The 16351-nt window shown below is 61.7% G+C and carries 16 protein-coding genes; 14 read left to right on the top strand and 2 right to left on the bottom strand.

Annotation, left to right across the window (positions count from 1 at the left end; all coding sequences use genetic code 11):
- Positions 1-8: 8 nt before the first annotated feature.
- Positions 9-3212, bottom strand: coding sequence for a ribonuclease E (gene rne / locus AB4O05_RS25640; RefSeq protein ID WP_460134644.1), 3204 nt, complete (start codon positions 3210-3212; stop codon positions 9-11).
- Between the two features lie 767 nt (positions 3213-3979).
- On the opposite strand from rne, the gene rluC reads away from it, so the two are divergent.
- From rluC to AB4O05_RS25625, 3 genes are read left to right on the top strand one after another with little or no spacing between them, the layout of a single operon-like run.
- Positions 3980-4939 (top strand): 23S rRNA pseudouridine(955/2504/2580) synthase RluC, encoded by a 960-nt coding sequence (gene rluC / locus AB4O05_RS25635; protein ID WP_460134645.1) that lies wholly within the window; start codon positions 3980-3982, stop codon positions 4937-4939.
- Positions 4926-5588, top strand: coding sequence for an HAD-IA family hydrolase (locus AB4O05_RS25630; RefSeq protein ID WP_460134646.1), 663 nt, complete (start codon positions 4926-4928; stop codon positions 5586-5588). Before rluC ends, AB4O05_RS25630 begins: the two co-directional genes overlap by 14 nt.
- Positions 5589-5609: 21 nt before the next feature.
- Entirely contained in the window at positions 5610-6593 is a 984-nt protein-coding gene (locus AB4O05_RS25625) for a S49 family peptidase (protein WP_460134647.1), read from the top strand.
- A 60-nt stretch (positions 6594-6653) separates the two neighbouring features.
- Here the strand turns inward: AB4O05_RS25625 and AB4O05_RS25620 are convergent, their stop codons facing one another.
- Positions 6654-7232 carry a Maf family protein gene (locus tag AB4O05_RS25620; RefSeq protein ID WP_460134648.1) on the bottom strand — a complete coding sequence of 193 codons (579 nt, stop codon included), beginning with the start codon at positions 7230-7232 and terminating at the stop codon, positions 6654-6656.
- A gap of 105 nt (positions 7233-7337) precedes the next feature.
- Between AB4O05_RS25620 and AB4O05_RS25615 the strand changes: the two genes are divergently transcribed.
- The 11 genes from AB4O05_RS25615 (at position 7338) to AB4O05_RS25565 (ending at position 16304) form a co-directional block, all read left to right on the top strand.
- Positions 7338-7868 carry a YceD family protein gene (locus tag AB4O05_RS25615; RefSeq protein WP_123718901.1) on the top strand — a complete coding sequence of 177 codons (531 nt, stop codon included), beginning with the start codon at positions 7338-7340 and terminating at the stop codon, positions 7866-7868.
- 13 nt (positions 7869-7881) lie between these two features.
- Positions 7882-8064, top strand: coding sequence for a 50S ribosomal protein L32 (gene rpmF / locus AB4O05_RS25610; RefSeq protein ID WP_003179396.1), 183 nt, complete (start codon positions 7882-7884; stop codon positions 8062-8064).
- 4 nt (positions 8065-8068) lie between these two features.
- Complete coding sequence (plsX, locus tag AB4O05_RS25605) at positions 8069-9079, top strand: phosphate acyltransferase PlsX (RefSeq protein ID WP_460134649.1); 1011 nt, start codon at positions 8069-8071, stop codon at positions 9077-9079.
- Between the two features lie 126 nt (positions 9080-9205).
- Positions 9206-10144: an ACP S-malonyltransferase gene (gene fabD, locus AB4O05_RS25600; protein WP_460134650.1), complete on the top strand. Its 939-nt coding sequence runs from the start codon at positions 9206-9208 to the stop codon at positions 10142-10144.
- Positions 10145-10168: 24 nt separating this feature from the next.
- Positions 10169-10912, top strand: a complete 744-nt coding sequence (gene fabG / locus AB4O05_RS25595; RefSeq protein WP_460134651.1) for a 3-oxoacyl-ACP reductase FabG — start codon at positions 10169-10171, stop codon at positions 10910-10912.
- 191 nt (positions 10913-11103) lie between these two features.
- Positions 11104-11340, top strand: coding sequence for an acyl carrier protein (gene acpP / locus AB4O05_RS25590; protein ID WP_460134652.1), 237 nt, complete (start codon positions 11104-11106; stop codon positions 11338-11340).
- 126 nt (positions 11341-11466) lie between these two features.
- Positions 11467-12711 (top strand): beta-ketoacyl-ACP synthase II, encoded by a 1245-nt coding sequence (gene fabF, locus AB4O05_RS25585; protein WP_460134654.1) that lies wholly within the window; start codon positions 11467-11469, stop codon positions 12709-12711.
- Positions 12711-13526: an aminodeoxychorismate lyase gene (pabC, locus tag AB4O05_RS25580; RefSeq protein WP_460134655.1), complete on the top strand. Its 816-nt coding sequence runs from the start codon at positions 12711-12713 to the stop codon at positions 13524-13526. The genes fabF and pabC overlap by 1 nt, the downstream gene beginning before the upstream one ends.
- A 1-nt stretch (position 13527) precedes the next feature.
- A complete protein-coding gene (gene mltG / locus AB4O05_RS25575; RefSeq protein ID WP_460134656.1) occupies positions 13528-14670 on the top strand; it encodes an endolytic transglycosylase MltG in 1143 nt (380 codons plus the stop codon).
- A 19-nt stretch (positions 14671-14689) separates the two neighbouring features.
- Entirely contained in the window at positions 14690-15322 is a 633-nt protein-coding gene (tmk, locus tag AB4O05_RS25570) for a dTMP kinase (RefSeq protein WP_460134657.1), read from the top strand.
- Positions 15315-16304, top strand: coding sequence for a DNA polymerase III subunit delta' (locus AB4O05_RS25565; RefSeq protein WP_460134658.1), 990 nt, complete (start codon positions 15315-15317; stop codon positions 16302-16304). Before tmk ends, AB4O05_RS25565 begins: the two co-directional genes overlap by 8 nt.
- The last annotated feature ends 47 nt before the right edge of the window (positions 16305-16351 follow it).

The raw sequence follows: 16351 nt of genomic DNA, 5'->3' as shown, positions 1-16351 counted from the left end.
TCATGGAATCACGCGAGGGGTTTAGTCTCGTGCTCTTCTTCCTGGGCCTTGTGCTCTACCACTGCTTCAGTGGCAGTGTGCTCAGCCACGGGTTCGGCGGCCGGGGCTGGCGCCTCGACGGCTTCGACTACGGCTGGAGCGGCGGCCGCAGCAGCAGCGGCTGCCTCAGCTTCCTTGCGGCGACGACGCACTTCACGTGGGTCGTTCGGCGCACGGCCGTTTTCGGTCAGGGCGCTGGCAGGCGCGGCTTCAACTACCGCATCGGCGACTTCGGCGACGACTGGCGCTTCCACCACTGGTGCAGGCTCGGCAACCACGACCGGAGCCGGTTCGGCCACTTCGGCAACCGGTGCCGGCGCTTCTTCCACAGCAGGCGCGGGTGCCGGTGCTTCAACCGGGGCGGCAGGTTCGGCGGACCACTGGAAGGCGGTCTGTTCTTCGCGAACTTCACGCACAGCCGGGGCAGCTTCCACAACCGGTGCTTCAACCACAGTTTCAACCACTGGCTGAGGCTCAACCGCCGGTGCCGTTTCAACGGCAACCGTTTCGGTTTCCGGCTGGGCGTCACGAACCGGTGTCACTTCCACGTCCGGAACCACTGGGGCTTCGAGCGGGGTCGTTGCTTCTACAACCGGCGCTTCCACGGCTGGCGCTTCAACCGCTGGGGTCTCGGCGACGGGCGTCTCTACGGCCGCGGTGTCTTCGACAGCGTCGGTGGCGCGTTCGGCCTGCTGGTGAGCCTGGGCTTCAGCCGGTGCGCTGATGACCGAGCTGGCGACTGCCGCAGTAACGGCCAGGCCGGCAGCCAGTTCGGCGCCCGTCGGTTCGTTGGTTGCGGCTTCTGCGTTCTCGCCGGTCTCTTCCGAGCCTTCGATCACGTTGCCGTTGGCATCACGCTGGCGCTCACGACGGTTGCTGCGACGACGCTGGCCACGGGAGCGGCGGCGTGGACGATCGCCTTCGGCGTTGTCCTGGCCGTCTTCCTGCAGCTGCTCTTCGCCGGTCAGCACTTCTTCCTCTGCGGCGGCAGTGGCTTGCTCGGCACGTGGTTGACGTTCTTCACGCGGTGCACGTGGTTGACGCTCTTCACGCGGCGCACGTTCTTCCCGCGGCTGGCGGGCAGGGCGCTCTTCAGTGGTGGCGACAGCCGTGGCGGCGGCGGGTGCAGCGTCCAGAGGCTCGCGCAGTTCACGCACGCGCTCTTCACGCTCGCCACGTGGCTTGCGGTCTTCGCGCGGTGCACGCGGCGTACGTGGTGCGCGCTCTTCGCGCGGTGCGCGTTCTTCACGGGCTACGGCCGGAGTTTCTTCGCGGGCTTCGCGTGGGGCACGTTCTTCACGGGGCGCGCGTTCTTCGCGTGGTGCACGCTCCTCGCGAGGCTTGCGTTCTTCGTCACGGCGACTGTTGCGGTTGCGGCTTTGCTGGCGACCGTTGCGACGCTCTTCGTTACGCGCCGGGCGCTCGGCAGCCGGTTTTTCCACGACCACTGGCGCTGCTGGCTCTTCCTTGCTGGCGAACAGGCTGACCAGCGACTTCACCAGGCCTTTGAACAGGCTTGGCTCAGGCAGGGCGGCCGGCGCGGCAACCGGGGCGGCGGCTTCAACCGGAACCGGTGCGTTGGCACGGGCTGGCGCGGTCTTCACGGCGGCTTCCTGGCGAACCAGGGTGCGGGTCGCGGCGGCTGGCTGGACTTCTTCCACTTCGGCGGCGGCAGCGGCGATTTCGTAGCTGGACTGGCCGCTGTGGGCTTCCGGGCTGTCGTCACGCAGGCGCTGCACTTCGAAGTGCGGCGTCTCGAGGTGATCGTTCGGCAGGATCACGATGCGCGCGCGGGTGCGCAGTTCGATCTTGGTGATCGAGTTGCGTTTTTCGTTGAGCAGGAAAGCAGCAACCGGGATCGGTACTTGTGCGCGTACTTCGGCGGTGCGGTCTTTCAGGGCTTCTTCTTCGATCAGGCGCAGGATCGCCAGGGACAGCGATTCAACGTCACGGATGATGCCGGTGCCGTTGCAACGCGGGCAGACGATGCCGCTGCTTTCGCCCAGGGAAGGGCGCAGGCGTTGACGGGACATTTCCAGCAGGCCGAAGCGCGAGATGCGGCCGACTTGCACGCGAGCGCGGTCGGCTTCCAGGCATTCGCGGACTTTCTCTTCCACGGCGCGCTGGTTCTTGGCCGGGGTCATGTCGATGAAGTCGATCACGATCAGGCCGCCGATATCACGCAGGCGCAACTGGCGGGCGATTTCTTCAGCCGCTTCCAGGTTGGTCTGCAGGGCGGTTTCTTCGATGTCGCTACCTTTCGTGGCGCGCGCCGAGTTGATGTCGATGGACACCAGGGCTTCGGTCGGGTCGATCACGATGGAGCCGCCGGAAGGCAGTTCGACCACGCGCTGGAAGGCGGTCTCGATCTGGCTTTCGATCTGGAAACGGTTGAACAGCGGCACGCTGTCTTCGTACAGCTTGATCTTGCTGGCGTACTGCGGCATCACCTGGCGGATGAAGGTCAGGGCTTCGTCCTGGGCTTCAACGCTGTCGATCAGCACTTCGCCGATGTCCTGGCGCAGATAATCGCGGATGGCGCGGATGATCACGTTGCTTTCCTGGTAGATCAGGAACGGCGCGGAACGGTCCAGGGACGCTTCCTTGATGGCGGTCCACAGTTGCAGCAGGTAGTCGAGGTCCCACTGCATTTCTTCGCTGCTGCGGCCAAGGCCGGCAGTGCGCACGATCAGGCCCATGTCGGCCGGTGCGACCAGGCCGTTGAGTGCTTCACGCAGTTCGTTGCGCTCTTCGCCTTCGATGCGACGGGAGATGCCGCCGGCACGTGGGTTGTTCGGCATCAGCACGAGGTAACGGCCGGCCAGGCTGATGAAGGTGGTCAGGGCGGCGCCCTTGTTGCCACGTTCTTCTTTTTCGACCTGCACGATGACTTCCTGGCCTTCGCTCAGGACGTCCTTGATGTTTACGCGGCCTTCGGGGGCTTTCTTGAAGTATTCGCGGGAGATTTCTTTGAGGGGCAGGAAGCCGTGGCGCTCGGAGCCGAAATCGACAAAGGCAGCCTCAAGGCTCGGTTCGATGCGAGTAATACGGCCTTTATAGATGTTGGCCTTCTTTTGCTCGCGTGCACCGGATTCGATGTCCAGGTCGTAGAGGCGTTGGCCATCTACCAGCGCAACACGCAACTCTTCGGGTTGAGTTGCGTTAATCAGCATTCTTTTCATGTTGTACCGTCGGTTTCCGGGCTGCCGGAAACGGCGTTCGGCACACACGACTTCTCACGGTCGGTGTCAGGTGCGTCAAGAGTGGTTGGCCACTCCAGTGTCCAGCAAAACCTGCCAATTGGGCGGGCATCGCGACGGACGCGTCCTGCTTGTTAGCGGCGGTGACAAAGGCACCGCTTCAACAAAAGCTAAGGTCAGGAGGAGGAATCAACCGGCGACTGTGGACGAGATGAAGCGTCTAAATATAAGCCTAGTGCTACACGGTCCGACGGTTGTGCATCTCCACCCTACACGTATCCCTGATAATTCGGGTGCTGCCGCGCGCAGAATCCGCAGCGGGTTGGCATTTACCGTGTTCTCCAATGGGGAGTCCACGCTCATGGCTAAACAAGACTGAATGGGGGCGGTTGCGCTCTCGCTCAGCTCTTAACAGGCGTTGTTTCCGAAACATTCGCCATGGTCTGGCCCAAGACTGACTGCACTTTGTGAACTGGCCGTAAATATCGGCGCAAAACGCGAGTATTCACTCTGCTTTCTGCACTCGCTTCAGGCCTCATGTCACCTGCGCTTGTTACAATCCTGAGCCTTCCAAGGTGGCGAAAGCCCCGTAGGACGGCCTCGCGTCCTGATGAATTGCGATGGTCAGGGCCGGCAGTTTGCCGCAAGTCCTCTGTCCAGGCCGCTTTTGGCGGCGTTCGCGACTATAGCAGCAATGATTAAGTGCTTCAATTCCATAAAAAATTGTTATCATCGCCGCCATGACGACTACCGCCCCCCAGACCCCCAGCGTCCAGCTGCTCGAGGTCTCGCCGGAATATGCCGGCCAACGCATCGACAACTTTCTCCTGGCCAGGCTCAAAGGCGTGCCCAAGACCTTGATCTACCGCATCCTGCGCAAAGGCGAGGTGCGCGTTAACAAAGGCCGGATCAAGCCCGAGTACAAGCTGCAGGCGGGCGATATCGTCCGTGTGCCGCCCGTGCGCGTGCCCGAGCGTGACGAGCCGGTGCCGTTGGCACAGGGTCTGCTGCAACGCCTGGAAGCCTCGATTGTCTTCGAAGACAGCAAGCTGATCGTGATCAACAAGCCCTGCGGCATCGCCGTGCATGGCGGCAGCGGCCTGAACTTCGGCGTGATCGAAGCCTTCCGTCAGTTGCGCCCGGACGCCAAGGAGCTGGAGCTGGTCCATCGTCTGGACCGCGACACTTCTGGCCTGCTGATGATCGCCAAGAAGCGCAGCATGTTGCGCCACCTGCACACCGCCCTGCGTGGCGATGGCGTGGACAAGCGCTACATGGCGCTGGTGCGCGGCAACTGGGCCAGTTCGATCAAGAGCGTCCGTGCGCCGTTGCAGAAGAGCAACCTGCGCTCCGGCGAGCGCATGGTCGAAGTGGACGAGGAGGGCAAAGAGGCCCTGACCCTGTTCAAGGTACTGCGTCGCTTCGGTGACTTTGCCACCCTGGTCGAGGCCAAGCCCGTCACCGGTCGTACCCACCAGATTCGTGTGCACACTCTGCATGCGGGTCACTGCATCGCTGGCGATACCAAGTACGGCGATGAGGGTTTCTCCAAGGAAATCCGCGACCTGGGCGGAAAGCGCCTGTTCCTGCATGCCTACATGCTCACGGTACCGCTACCCGATGGTGGCGAACTGAAATTGCAGGCGCCGGTCGATGAGATGTGGGCCAAGACCGTGGAGCGTTTGAGTGTCGCACCTTGATTACAAGCTGCTGATTTTCGATTGGGACGGGACACTGGCCAACTCCATTGGCCGGATTGTTGAGTCGATGCACATGGCCTCGACTCGCTCGGGGTTCGAACGGTGCAGCGACCTGGCGGTCAAGGGCATTATCGGCCTGGGGTTGCCTGAGGCGATCCGCACCCTCTATCCGCAGATCGGCGACGACGAGCTGGTGGCGTTTCGTGAGCATTACGCCGATCACTACATTGCCCTGGAAGCCGAACCTTCGCCGCTGTTTGAGGGTGTGGTGCAATCGCTGGAGGCGTTTCGCGCCGGGGGCTATCACCTGGCGGTCGCCACCGGCAAGGCCCGTCGAGGTCTGGATCGGGTGCTCAAGGCCCATGGCTGGGAAGATTACTTCGATATTACCCGTGCGGCGGATGAGACCGCGAGCAAGCCCCATCCTCTGATGTTGGAGCAGATCCTGGCCCATTGCGGTGTGTCGCCGCGCGAGGCATTGATGGTGGGGGATGCCTCCTTCGACCTGATGATGGCGCGCAATGCTGGCATGGACAGTGTGGCGGTCAGTTATGGCGCCCAGTCTGCCGAGGCATTGCAGCCATATGAGCCCAGGGTCACGATCGATCATTTTTCGCAATTGCAGGCCTGGCTGAGCCGGGCCCAATAAGTCTTAGCTGGGGTTGATGGCATGAGTGACGAGTGGAAAGCGCCCGAAAAGGCTGATAGCGGTGATAACAAGAGCTGGAAGCTGCTGGAGAAAACCCTCCTGGCAGGCGTCCAGGAGCAGCGTCGCGCACGGCGCTGGGGGATCTTCTTCAAGCTGCTGACCTTCACCTACCTGTTGCTCATGCTGGCGCTGTTCAGCCCGCTGGTGGACATGGAAAAGAGCGCAACCCGTGGCGCCCACTACACCGCGTTGATCGAGGTGAGCGGGGTGATTGCCGACAAGGAGCCTGCCAGCGCCGACAATATCGTCAGCAGCCTGCGTGCCGCGTTTGAAGACCCCAAGGTCAAGGGCGTGATCCTGCGTATCAACAGCCCAGGCGGCAGTCCGGTGCAGTCGGGTTATGTGTATGACGAGATTCGCCGCCTGCGCGGCCTGCACCCGGATATCAAGCTGTACGCGGTGATTTCCGATCTGGGCGCCTCGGGTGCCTATTACATTGCCAGTGCCGCTGATCAGATCTATGCCGACAAGGCCAGCCTGGTGGGTTCCATTGGGGTGACGGCGGCCGGTTATGGGTTTGTCGGTACCATGGAGAAGCTGGGTGTTGAGCGTCGCACCTACACGTCGGGCGAGCACAAGGCCTTCCTTGATCCGTTCCAGCCACAAAAGGCCGATGAAACCCAGTTCTGGCAGGGTGTGCTCGACACCACGCACCGCCAGTTCATTGCCAGCGTGAAGCAGGGGCGTGGTGATCGCCTGAAGGATAAAGACCATCCGGAGCTGTTCTCCGGGCTGGTCTGGTCTGGCGAGCAGGCGTTGCCGTTGGGCTTGATCGATGGTCTGGGCAGTGCCAGTTCGGTAGCAAGGGACGTGATTGGCGAGAAGGAGTTGGTGGACTTTACGGTCGAGGAATCGCCGTTTGACCGCTTCTCCAAGAAGCTTGGCGCCAGTGTGGCGGAGAAGCTGGCGTTGTACATGGGGTTCCAGGGGCCATCCCTGCGCTGAAATCTGGCTCAAATTGTGGGAGCGGGCAAGCCTGCTCCCACATTTGGGTTTATGGGGCTATCAGGGGGTTTGTACGCCTTCCGCCAGCAGCATATCTACCAGCCGGATCAGCGGCAGGCCGACAAGGCTGGTCGCATCCGGCCCTTCGGTACTTTGAAACAAGCTGACCCCCAGTCCCTCGGCCTTGAAGCTGCCCGCGCAGTCATACGGTTGCTCGATCCGCAGGTAGCGTTCGATGCGCTCTGCATCCAGCTCGCGCATGTGCACGGTGAAAGGCACGCAGTCGACCTGGCAATTCCCGGTTTCGCTGTTCAGTAGGGCGAGCCCGGTAAGGAAGCTCACGCGCTTGCCGCTGGCTGCCAACAGTTGCTCACGCGCATTTTCGAAGGTGTGGGGTTTGCCGAGGATTCGCCCTTCTAGCGCGGCCACTTGGTCCGAGCCGATGATCAAATGCCCTGAATGGCTGGGAGCGAGGGCGCGGGCTTTCTCTTCGGCCAGGCGCTTGACCAGCTCAATGGCGGACTCGTTCGGGCGATGGCTTTCGTCGATATCCGGCGAGCTGCAGATGAACGGCAGGTGCAGGCGGCTCAGCAGTTCGCGGCGATAAATCGAGCTGGATGCGAGTAATAAAGGCAGCATGGGCGTCTCCTCAAGGCAGCGCGGAATTCTAGCGGGGCGACCGGCTGACGCACAGGGCTGAATTTCCTTTGACATGGCTGGGGGCATCCCTATAATGCTGCGCCTATGTTGAATGACCCGATTCCACCTCACGTTGACCCGCGCAAATTGGCTGATCGTGGCACCTCCCTTCAAGGTGAGTTGCCGCTGGCCGATTTGGAGAGACTCTGCGACCCGCTTTCCGACACTGTCGGTACGGTGCAGGCCAAATTCGTTTTTGAACGAGATGAACGTAAATCCGTGGTAATCCACAGTTTTATCGACACCGAAGTCAAAATGGTTTGCCAGCGTTGTCTTGAGCTGGTCACCCTGCCGATCCACAGCGAGTGCAGTTATGCCGTGGTGAAGGAGGGTGCGAATACCCAGTCGTTGCCGAAAGGTTATGACGTGCTGGAACTGGGCGAAGATCCTTTGGATCTGCATGCACTGATCGAGGAGGAGCTTCTGCTCGCCTTGCCCATTGTGCCTGCTCATCATCCGGAAGAATGCCAGCAGCCGGCGGGCCTCGATGACGAGCCCGAACCGAGCGAGGACGAGGTAACGCGGTCCAACCCGTTCAGTGTATTGGCGCAGTTAAAGCGTGACCCAAACGTTTAGGAGTTAATCAATTATGGCTGTTCAGCAGAACAAAAAATCCCGCTCCGCCCGTGACATGCGCCGTTCGCACGACGCTCTCGAGGCAAGCACCCTGTCCGTGGAAAAGACCACTGGTGAAGTTCACCTGCGTCACCACGTTTCGCCAGAAGGCGTATACCGTGGTCGTAAAGTGATCGACAAGGGCGCTGACGAGTAATCACTTGTCTGCTCTCGTCATCGCAATTGACGCAATGGGCGGGGACTTCGGTCCCCGCAGCATTGTTCAGGCCTGCATTGCCAGCCTGTCTGCTACGCCCTCGCTGCACCTGACCCTTGTCGGTCAACCCTCCCTCCTTGAAGAACTGATTGCCAGCCATCCGGCGGTGGATCGCGCGCGCCTGACGATTGTGCCGGCCAGTGAAACCATCACCATGGATGAAAAGCCGGCGGCGGCCCTGCGCGGCAAGCCCGACTCTTCAATGCGGGTTGCGTTGGAATTATTGCGTGATGGCAAGGTGCAAGCCTGTGTCAGCGCCGGTAACACTGGGGCGTTGATGGCATTGTCGCGGCATGTGCTCAAGACGCTGGCGGGGATCGACCGGCCGGCGATGGTCGCGGCGATTCCAACGCAGAAAGGCTATTGCCAACTGCTGGACCTGGGCGCGAACGTGGATTGCAGCGCCGAGCACCTGTTCCAGTTCGCGGTGATGGGCTCGGTGGCCGCTGAAGCGCTGGGTGTGACGCGCCCTCGGGTGGCTTTGCTGAATATCGGTACCGAAGACATCAAGGGTAACCAGCAGGTCAAGCTGGCCGCCACCTTGCTGCAAGGCGCGCGGGGCTTGAACTACATCGGTTTTGTCGAGGGTGATGGCTTGTACCGTGGCGAAGCGGACGTGGTGGTGTGCGACGGCTTTGTCGGCAATATCCTGCTCAAGTCCAGCGAAGGCCTGGCCACCATGATTGCCACGCGTATCGAAGCGTTGTTCAGGCAAAACCTGGCGTCGCGCCTGGTGGGTGCTCTTGCGTTGCCATTGATGCGTCGCCTGCAGGCCGACCTGGCTCCGGCACGGCACAATGGCGCGAGCTTTCTGGGGTTGCAGGGTATCGTGGTAAAAAGTCACGGCTCGGCCGGCGTCGAAGGCTTTCAAAGTGCGATTGCGCGGGCTGTGATCGAGATCCAGGAAAACCTGCCGCAACGTTTGCACGGCCGTCTTGAGGATCTGTTGCCTTAGGCGAATTGGCCCGGGAGTGCTTAAATGTGACCGGCCAGTTCAATTGACCATCCAATCTGTCAGTTTTGTGCGCTCCCACCGTAGGGGCGCCTATTTCCGACGACCAGATCATTAGGGGCTTGTTACATGTCTACATCCCTCGCATTCGTCTTTCCAGGGCAGGGTTCGCAGTCCCTCGGCATGTTGGCCGAGCTGGGCGCGCAATACCCGCTGATCCTGGACACCTTCAAGGAAGCTTCCGATGCCCTGGGTTACGACCTGTGGGCCCTGACCCAGCAGGGGCCGGAAGAGCAGCTCAATCAAACCGATAAAACCCAGCCGGCCATCCTGACCGCTTCGATCGCCCTGTGGCGCTTGTGGCTGGCCGAAGGCGGCGCGCGCCCGGCTTTCGTGGCCGGTCACAGCCTGGGCGAATACAGCGCCCTGGTAGCGGCCGGCAGCCTGACTCTGGGTGAGGCGGTCAAGCTGGTCGAGCGTCGTGGCCAACTGATGCAGGATGCCGTTCCGGCGGGTCAGGGCGGCATGGCTGCAATCCTGGGCCTGGAAGATGCGGTGGTGATCAAAGCCTGTGCCGAAGCGGCCCAGGGTGAGGTGGTCAGCGCGGTCAACTTCAACTCCCCTGGCCAGGTGGTGATCGCTGGTGCGAAGGCGGCCGTCGAACGTGCCATCGAAGGCTGCAAGGCCCGTGGCGCCAAGCGTGCGTTGCCATTGCCGGTGAGCGTGCCATCGCACTGCGAACTGATGCGCCCGGCAGCCGAGCGTTTCGCCGAGTCCATCGCCGCCATCAACTGGCAGGCGCCGCAGATCCCGCTGGTGCAAAATGTCAGCGCGGCGGTTGCCCCTGATCTCGAGACCCTCAAGCGCGACCTGCTGGAACAGCTCTACAAGCCTGTGCGCTGGGTGGAATCGGTCCAGGCCCTGGCGGCCAAGGGGGCCACCGAGCTGGTTGAGTGTGGTCCAGGCAAAGTCCTGGCCGGCCTGAACAAGCGCTGCGCCGACGGCGTCTCGACTGCCAATCTCAATACCCCGGATGCCTTCGCTGCCGCTCGTGCGGCGCTGGCCTGATCCCCGAACTTAGGAGAAGCCTGCATGAGTCTGCAAGGTAAAGTTGCACTGGTTACCGGCGCAAGCCGTGGCATTGGCCAGGCGATCGCCCTGGAATTGGGCCGTCAAGGCGCCATTGTGATCGGTACCGCCACTTCCGCCTCGGGTGCCGAGCGTATTGCCGCAACCCTGAAGGAAAACGGCGTGCAAGGCACGGGCCTTGAGCTGAACGTGACCAATGATGAGTCCGTGGCTGGCGTGCTGGCCGAGATCACCGCACAGTTCGGCGCACCGGCGATTCTGGTGAATAACGCCGGGATCACCCGCGATAACCTGATGATGCGCATGAAAGACGACGAGTGGTACGACGTGGTCGACACCAACTTGAACAGTCTGTTTCGCCTGTCCAAGGGTGTTTTGCGTGGCATGACCAAGGCTCGTTGGGGGCGAATTATCAATATTGGCTCCGTAGTGGGTGCCATGGGCAACGCAGGCCAAGTAAACTATGCAGCCGCCAAGGCCGGCCTGGAAGGTTTCAGCCGTGCATTGGCGCGTGAAGTCGGCTCGCGGGCGATCACGGTCAACTCGGTGGCTCCAGGGTTCATCGACACCGATATGACCCGCGAATTGCCGCAGGCACAGCGTGAAGCCTTGCTGACGCAGATTCCGCTGGGCCGTCTGGGCCAGGCTCAAGAGATCGCGAATGTGGTCACTTTCCTGGCATCCGACGGTGCGGCATACGTGACTGGGGCTACAATCCCGGTGAACGGCGGGATGTACATGAGTTAAATTGTGACGGATCGCTTCAAAAAAATGTCATACGAGCTGTCTAAAATCCGTTATAAAGCTGCAACTTAATTTATAGGCAGGTGGCCGACGGGGTACAGGGTGAAGCTTTCAGTTGAAAAGCTGAAATGGCTTTCTATACACTTACCCACTGGCCAGCTGCCTGAATTTGTCCATTAGGAGTTAAACAAGGTATGAGCACCATCGAAGAGCGCGTCAAGAAAATCGTCGCCGAGCAACTGGGCGTTAAAGAAGAAGAAGTGACCAACATTGCTTCCTTCGTTGAAGACCTGGGTGCCGATTCCCTTGACACCGTTGAGCTGGTGATGGCTCTGGAAGAGGAATTCGAGACCGAAATCCCGGACGAAGAAGCTGAAAAAATCACTACTGTTCAAGCTGCTATCGACTACGTTACTAACCATCAGGCGTAATAGTTTGTAGTCGTCGCTTGCTGTCAGGGAAAACCGCACTGCTGTAACGGCGTGCGGTTTTTTCTTTAGCGCTGATGAAAAGTAAGCTCTGAAGCAACGTGTCGTCATTAGAAAAAGGAGAGTGCTGTGTCGCGTAGACGCGTCGTAGTCACCGGTATGGGGATGTTGTCGCCACTGGGTACGGATGTGCCGAGCAGTTGGCAGGGCATTCTGGCTGGCCGCAGTGGCATTGGTCTGATTGAGCACACCGACCTTTCTGCCTATTCCACCCGTTTTGGCGGCTCGGTAAAGGGGTTCAATGTCGAGGAGTATCTCTCGATCAAAGAGTCCCGCAAACTCGACCTGTTCATTCAATACGGCCTGGCAGCCGGTTTCCAGGCGGTGCGTAATGCTGGCCTTGAAGTCACCGACGCCAACCGTGAGCGCATCGGCGTGGCCATGGGCTCGGGTATTGGCGGTTTGACCAATATCGAAGAAACCAGCCGCACGCTGCATGAATCCGGCCCGCGTCGAATTTCACCGTTCTTCGTGCCTGGCTCGATCATCAATATGATTTCCGGTTTCCTGTCCATCCACCTGGGGGCGCAGGGGCCTAACTACGCCATTGCCACGGCGTGCACCACGGGCACGCACTGCATCGGCATGGCGGCGCGCAACATCGCCTATGACGAAGCCGACGTGATGATCGCCGGCGGTGCCGAAATGGCCGCCTGCGGCCTGGGCATGGGTGGCTTCGGCGCGTCCCGTGCACTGTCGACCCGCAATGACGAGCCGGCCCGTGCCAGCCGTCCTTGGGACAAGGGCCGTGACGGGTTCGTGCTGGCCGACGGCGCCGGTGCGCTGGTGCTGGAAGAGTTGGAGCACGCCAAGGCGCGGGGCGCCACCATCTACGCCGAGCTGATCGGCTTCGGCATGAGCGGCGACGCCTATCACATGACCTCGCCACCGTCTGACGGTGCCGGCGCCGCGCGTTGCATCACCAACGCCCTGCGCGATGCGAAGGTCAATGCGGACCAGGTGCAATACATCAACGCCCATGGCACCTCGACCCCGACAGGCGACCTGGCGGAAGCCGAAGCCATCAAATCGGTGTTCGGCGAGCACGCCTACAAGCTGGCGGTCAGTTCCACCAAGTCCATGACCGGCCACCTGCTGGGCGCGGCGGGCGCGGTCGAGGCGATCTTCAGTGTGATGGCCATCAAGGACCAGGTCGCTCCGCCGACCATCAACCTGGATGAGCCGGACGAAGGTTGCGACCTGAACTTCGTGCCACACGAAGCACAGTCGATGCCGATCGACGTGGCGATCTCCAACTCGTTCGGGTTTGGGGGCACCAACGGCTCCCTGGTGTTCCGCCGGTTCGCCGAGTGATGCACAGCTGGGTCGACGGTCAGCCAGCGGACAACGTGCCTCTGAAAGATCGCGGCCTGGCCTATGGCGATGGCCTGTTCGAGACCATCGCCGTCAAGGGCGGACGGCCTGTGCTGCTCGACCGCCACCTGCAGCGTCTCTATGAGGGGTGCAGGCGCCTCGCCCTCGTGGCGGATCATGCATTGATCCGCTGCGAAGTGCTGGCCTACGCCGCAACCCTGGGTGACGGCGTCCTCAAATTGATCCTGACCCGCGGCGACAGCCTGCGTGGTTATGGCATCAGCCCCGGCGCTCCAGTGCGCCGTATTTTGCAGGGCGGTGCGCCCGCCACCTATCCCCTGGCCCATGGAACCGACGGCATCCGCCTGTTTCCGTGCACCACCCGCTTGGCCGAACAGCCGCTGCTGGCCGGTCTCAAACACCTCAATCGCCTGGAACAAGTGATCGCGCGCGCTGAATGGCAGGATGCCGAACACGCCGAAGGCTTGATGCTGGATACGTCGGGTCGTGTTATCGAGGGCGTATTCAGCAACCTGTTCCTGGTAAGCAACGGCTTGTTACTAACCGCTGATCTGAATCGTTGTGGCGTGGCCGGGGTGATGCGCGCCGAGGTTCTGGCCCAGGCCCAGGCGCTGGGCATCCCGGCGGCCGTGGCCGACATCAGCATTGAGCAATTGCAGCAGGCCGACGAAGTGTTCGTGTGCAACAGCGTTTATGGCATTTGGCCTGTACGCGGCTGCGCTTCGATGAGCTGGCCGGTTGGGCCGCTCACCCGTAAACTGCAGAGCATTGTTCGCGCGCTATTGGATATTTGAGTTGATACGAAAACTGGTTGTACTGCTGCTGATCGGAGTGCTCTCGGCGGCGTTGCTGTTGGGCTTTTCTGCCTGGAAATATGAGGCTGCCTTGAAGCAGCCGCTGAACCTGACCCAGGAGCAGCTGCTCGATGTACCGGCCGGGGCGACCCCCACCGGCACCTTCAATCGCCTGGAAGCCGACGGCGTGCTCGACGGCGCCTTCTGGTTGCGCCTTTACTGGCGCTTCAACCTTGAAGGGCAGGCGCTGCACAGCGGTGAATACCGCATGACCCCTGGCATGACAGCCCAAGATTTGATCGGCCTGTGGCAGCGCGGTGAAGTGGTGCAGTACAGCCTGACCCTGGTGGAGGGCTGGAATTTCCGCCAGGTGCGCTCGGCGCTGGCCAAACATGAAAAGATCGTGCAGACCCTTTCGGGCCTGAGCGACAGCGAAGTGATGGACAAGCTCGGCCACCCGGGTGTGTTCCCCGAGGGGCGGTTCTTTCCCGATACCTACCGCTTCGTGCGCGGTATGACCGATGTCGAATTCCTGAAAAAAGCCTACAACCGCCTGGATGACGTGCTCGACCAGGAGTGGAGCAAACGCGCTGCCGATGCGCCGTACACTGACCCTTATCAAGCGCTGATCATGGCCTCCCTGGTAGAGAAAGAGACCGGTGTGCCGCAAGAGCGCGGGCAGATCGCCGGGGTGTTCGTACGTCGCCTGAAAATCGGCATGCCGTTGCAGACCGACCCCACGGTGATCTACGGCCTGGGTGAGCGTTACAACGGCAAGTTGACCCGCGCGCACCTCAAGGAGGCCAACCCCTACAACACCTACATGATTGCCGGCCTGCCACCGACGCCGATCGCCATGGTCGGCCGCGAGGCGATCCATGCGGCGCTGAACCCGGTGCCGGGCAGCAGCCTGTATTTTGTCGCCCGTGGTGACGGCAGCCATATTTTCTCCGATGACCTGGATGCGCATAATGCCGCCGTGCGTGAGTTCCAGCTCAAGCGTCGCGCCGATTACCGTTCCAGCCCGGCACCGGTGGTGAAGTCGCCAGAAGATACGGCACCGCCGGCCGATGCTCCGGCAGATACGCGGGGCGACGCACCGGCCGAGCCGGCGGCGGACGCTACGCCGCAAAGCCCGCAATGACTCTGACTAAGGACTGCCTGTGACTGGCTTGTTTATTACCCTGGAAGGCCCGGAAGGCGCCGGCAAAAGCACCAACCGTGATTACCTGGCCGAGCGCTTGCGTGCCGAGGGTATCGAGGTGGTGTTGACCCGTGAGCCGGGCGGCACGCCTCTGGCCGAGCGCATCCGCGAGGTCCTGTTGGCCCCAGGCGAAGAGCAGATGAACCCGGATGCCGAGCTGCTGCTGGTGTTCGCCGCCCGCGCCCAGCACCTGGCCGAGGTGATCCGCCCGGCCCTGGCCCGTGGCGCCGTGGTGATCTGCGACCGTTTCACCGATTCCACCTACGCCTACCAGGGCGGTGGCCGGGGCTTGTCCCTGGAGCGCATCGCCACTCTGGAAACCTTCGTACAGGGTGATTTGCGCCCGGACCTGACGCTGCTGTTCGACCTGCCGGTGGAAGTCGGCATGGCCCGCGCCAGCGCCCGTGGCCGCCTCGACCGTTTCGAGTTGGAGGGCCCGGGGTTCTTCGATGCGGTGCGCAACGCATTCCTCACGCGCGCCAAGGTGGAGCCGGCGCGTTACCACCTGCTGGACGCGGCACAGCCGTTGACCCAGGTGCAGCACGCCATCGATACCCTGTTGCCCAGGCTGCTGGAGCGCGCCCGTGGCTGAAGCCTACCCCTGGCAGGACAGTCTCTGGCAGCAATTGGCCGGTCGTGCCCAGCACGCCCACGCCTATTTGTTGCACGGCCCGATCGGAATTGGCAAACGCGCCCTCGCCGAGCGCCTGATGGCCAGCTTGCTGTGCCAGCGCCCGGTCAACCTGGAGGCCTGTGGCGAGTGTAAATCCTGCCTGTTGCTCAAGGCTGGCAGCCACCCGGACAACTACCTGCTGGAGCCCGAGGAAGCGGATAAGGCGATCAAGGTCGACCAAGTGCGTGACCTTGTCAGCTTCGTGGTGCAGACCGCGCAGATGGGCGGGCGCAAGGTAGTGCTGATCGAACCGGTGGAGGCGATGAACATCAACGCCGCCAACGCCTTGCTCAAAAGCCTGGAGGAGCCGTCCGGCGATACCGTGTTGTTGCTTGTGAGCCATCAGTCCAGCCGCTTGTTACCGACCATTCGCAGCCGTTGCGTGCAGCAGGCCTGCCCGTTGCCCAGCGAGGCCATGAGCCTGCAGTGGTTGGGGCTGGCGTTGCCGGAGTGCTCGGCGGAAGAGCGGGCCGAATTGCTCACCTTGGCGGCCGGTTCGCCGCTGGCGGCAGTGAAGCTGCAGGCCCAGGGCGTGCGTGAGCAACGGGCGCTTGTGGTGGATGGGGTTAAAAAGCTGCTCAAGCAGGAGTTGTCCGCGACACAACTGGCCGAAAGTGCCTGGAAAGATATTCCGCTGTTGCTGCTGTTCGACTGGTTCTGCGATTGGTCGAGCCTGATCCTGCGCTACCAGTTGACCGGGGATGAAAACGGCCTGGGCCTGCCGGATATGCGCAAAGTGGTGCAGTATCTCGCGCAGAAAAGTGCCCAGGACAAGGTGTTGAATATCCAGGACTGGATCCTCGCCCAACGCCAGAAGGTGCTCGGCAAGGCCAACCTCAACCGCGTGCTGTTGCTTGAAGCGCTGCTGGTGCAATGGGTAGGCCTGCTCGGCCGCCGTTAATTTCAGTGGCCGACGGGTGTATCGTTGGCCAGACCCTTTTCGTGATT

The organism is Pseudomonas sp. S1_G07 (assembly GCF_054668565.1).
This window is presented reverse-complemented; position numbering and strand designations above follow the sequence as displayed.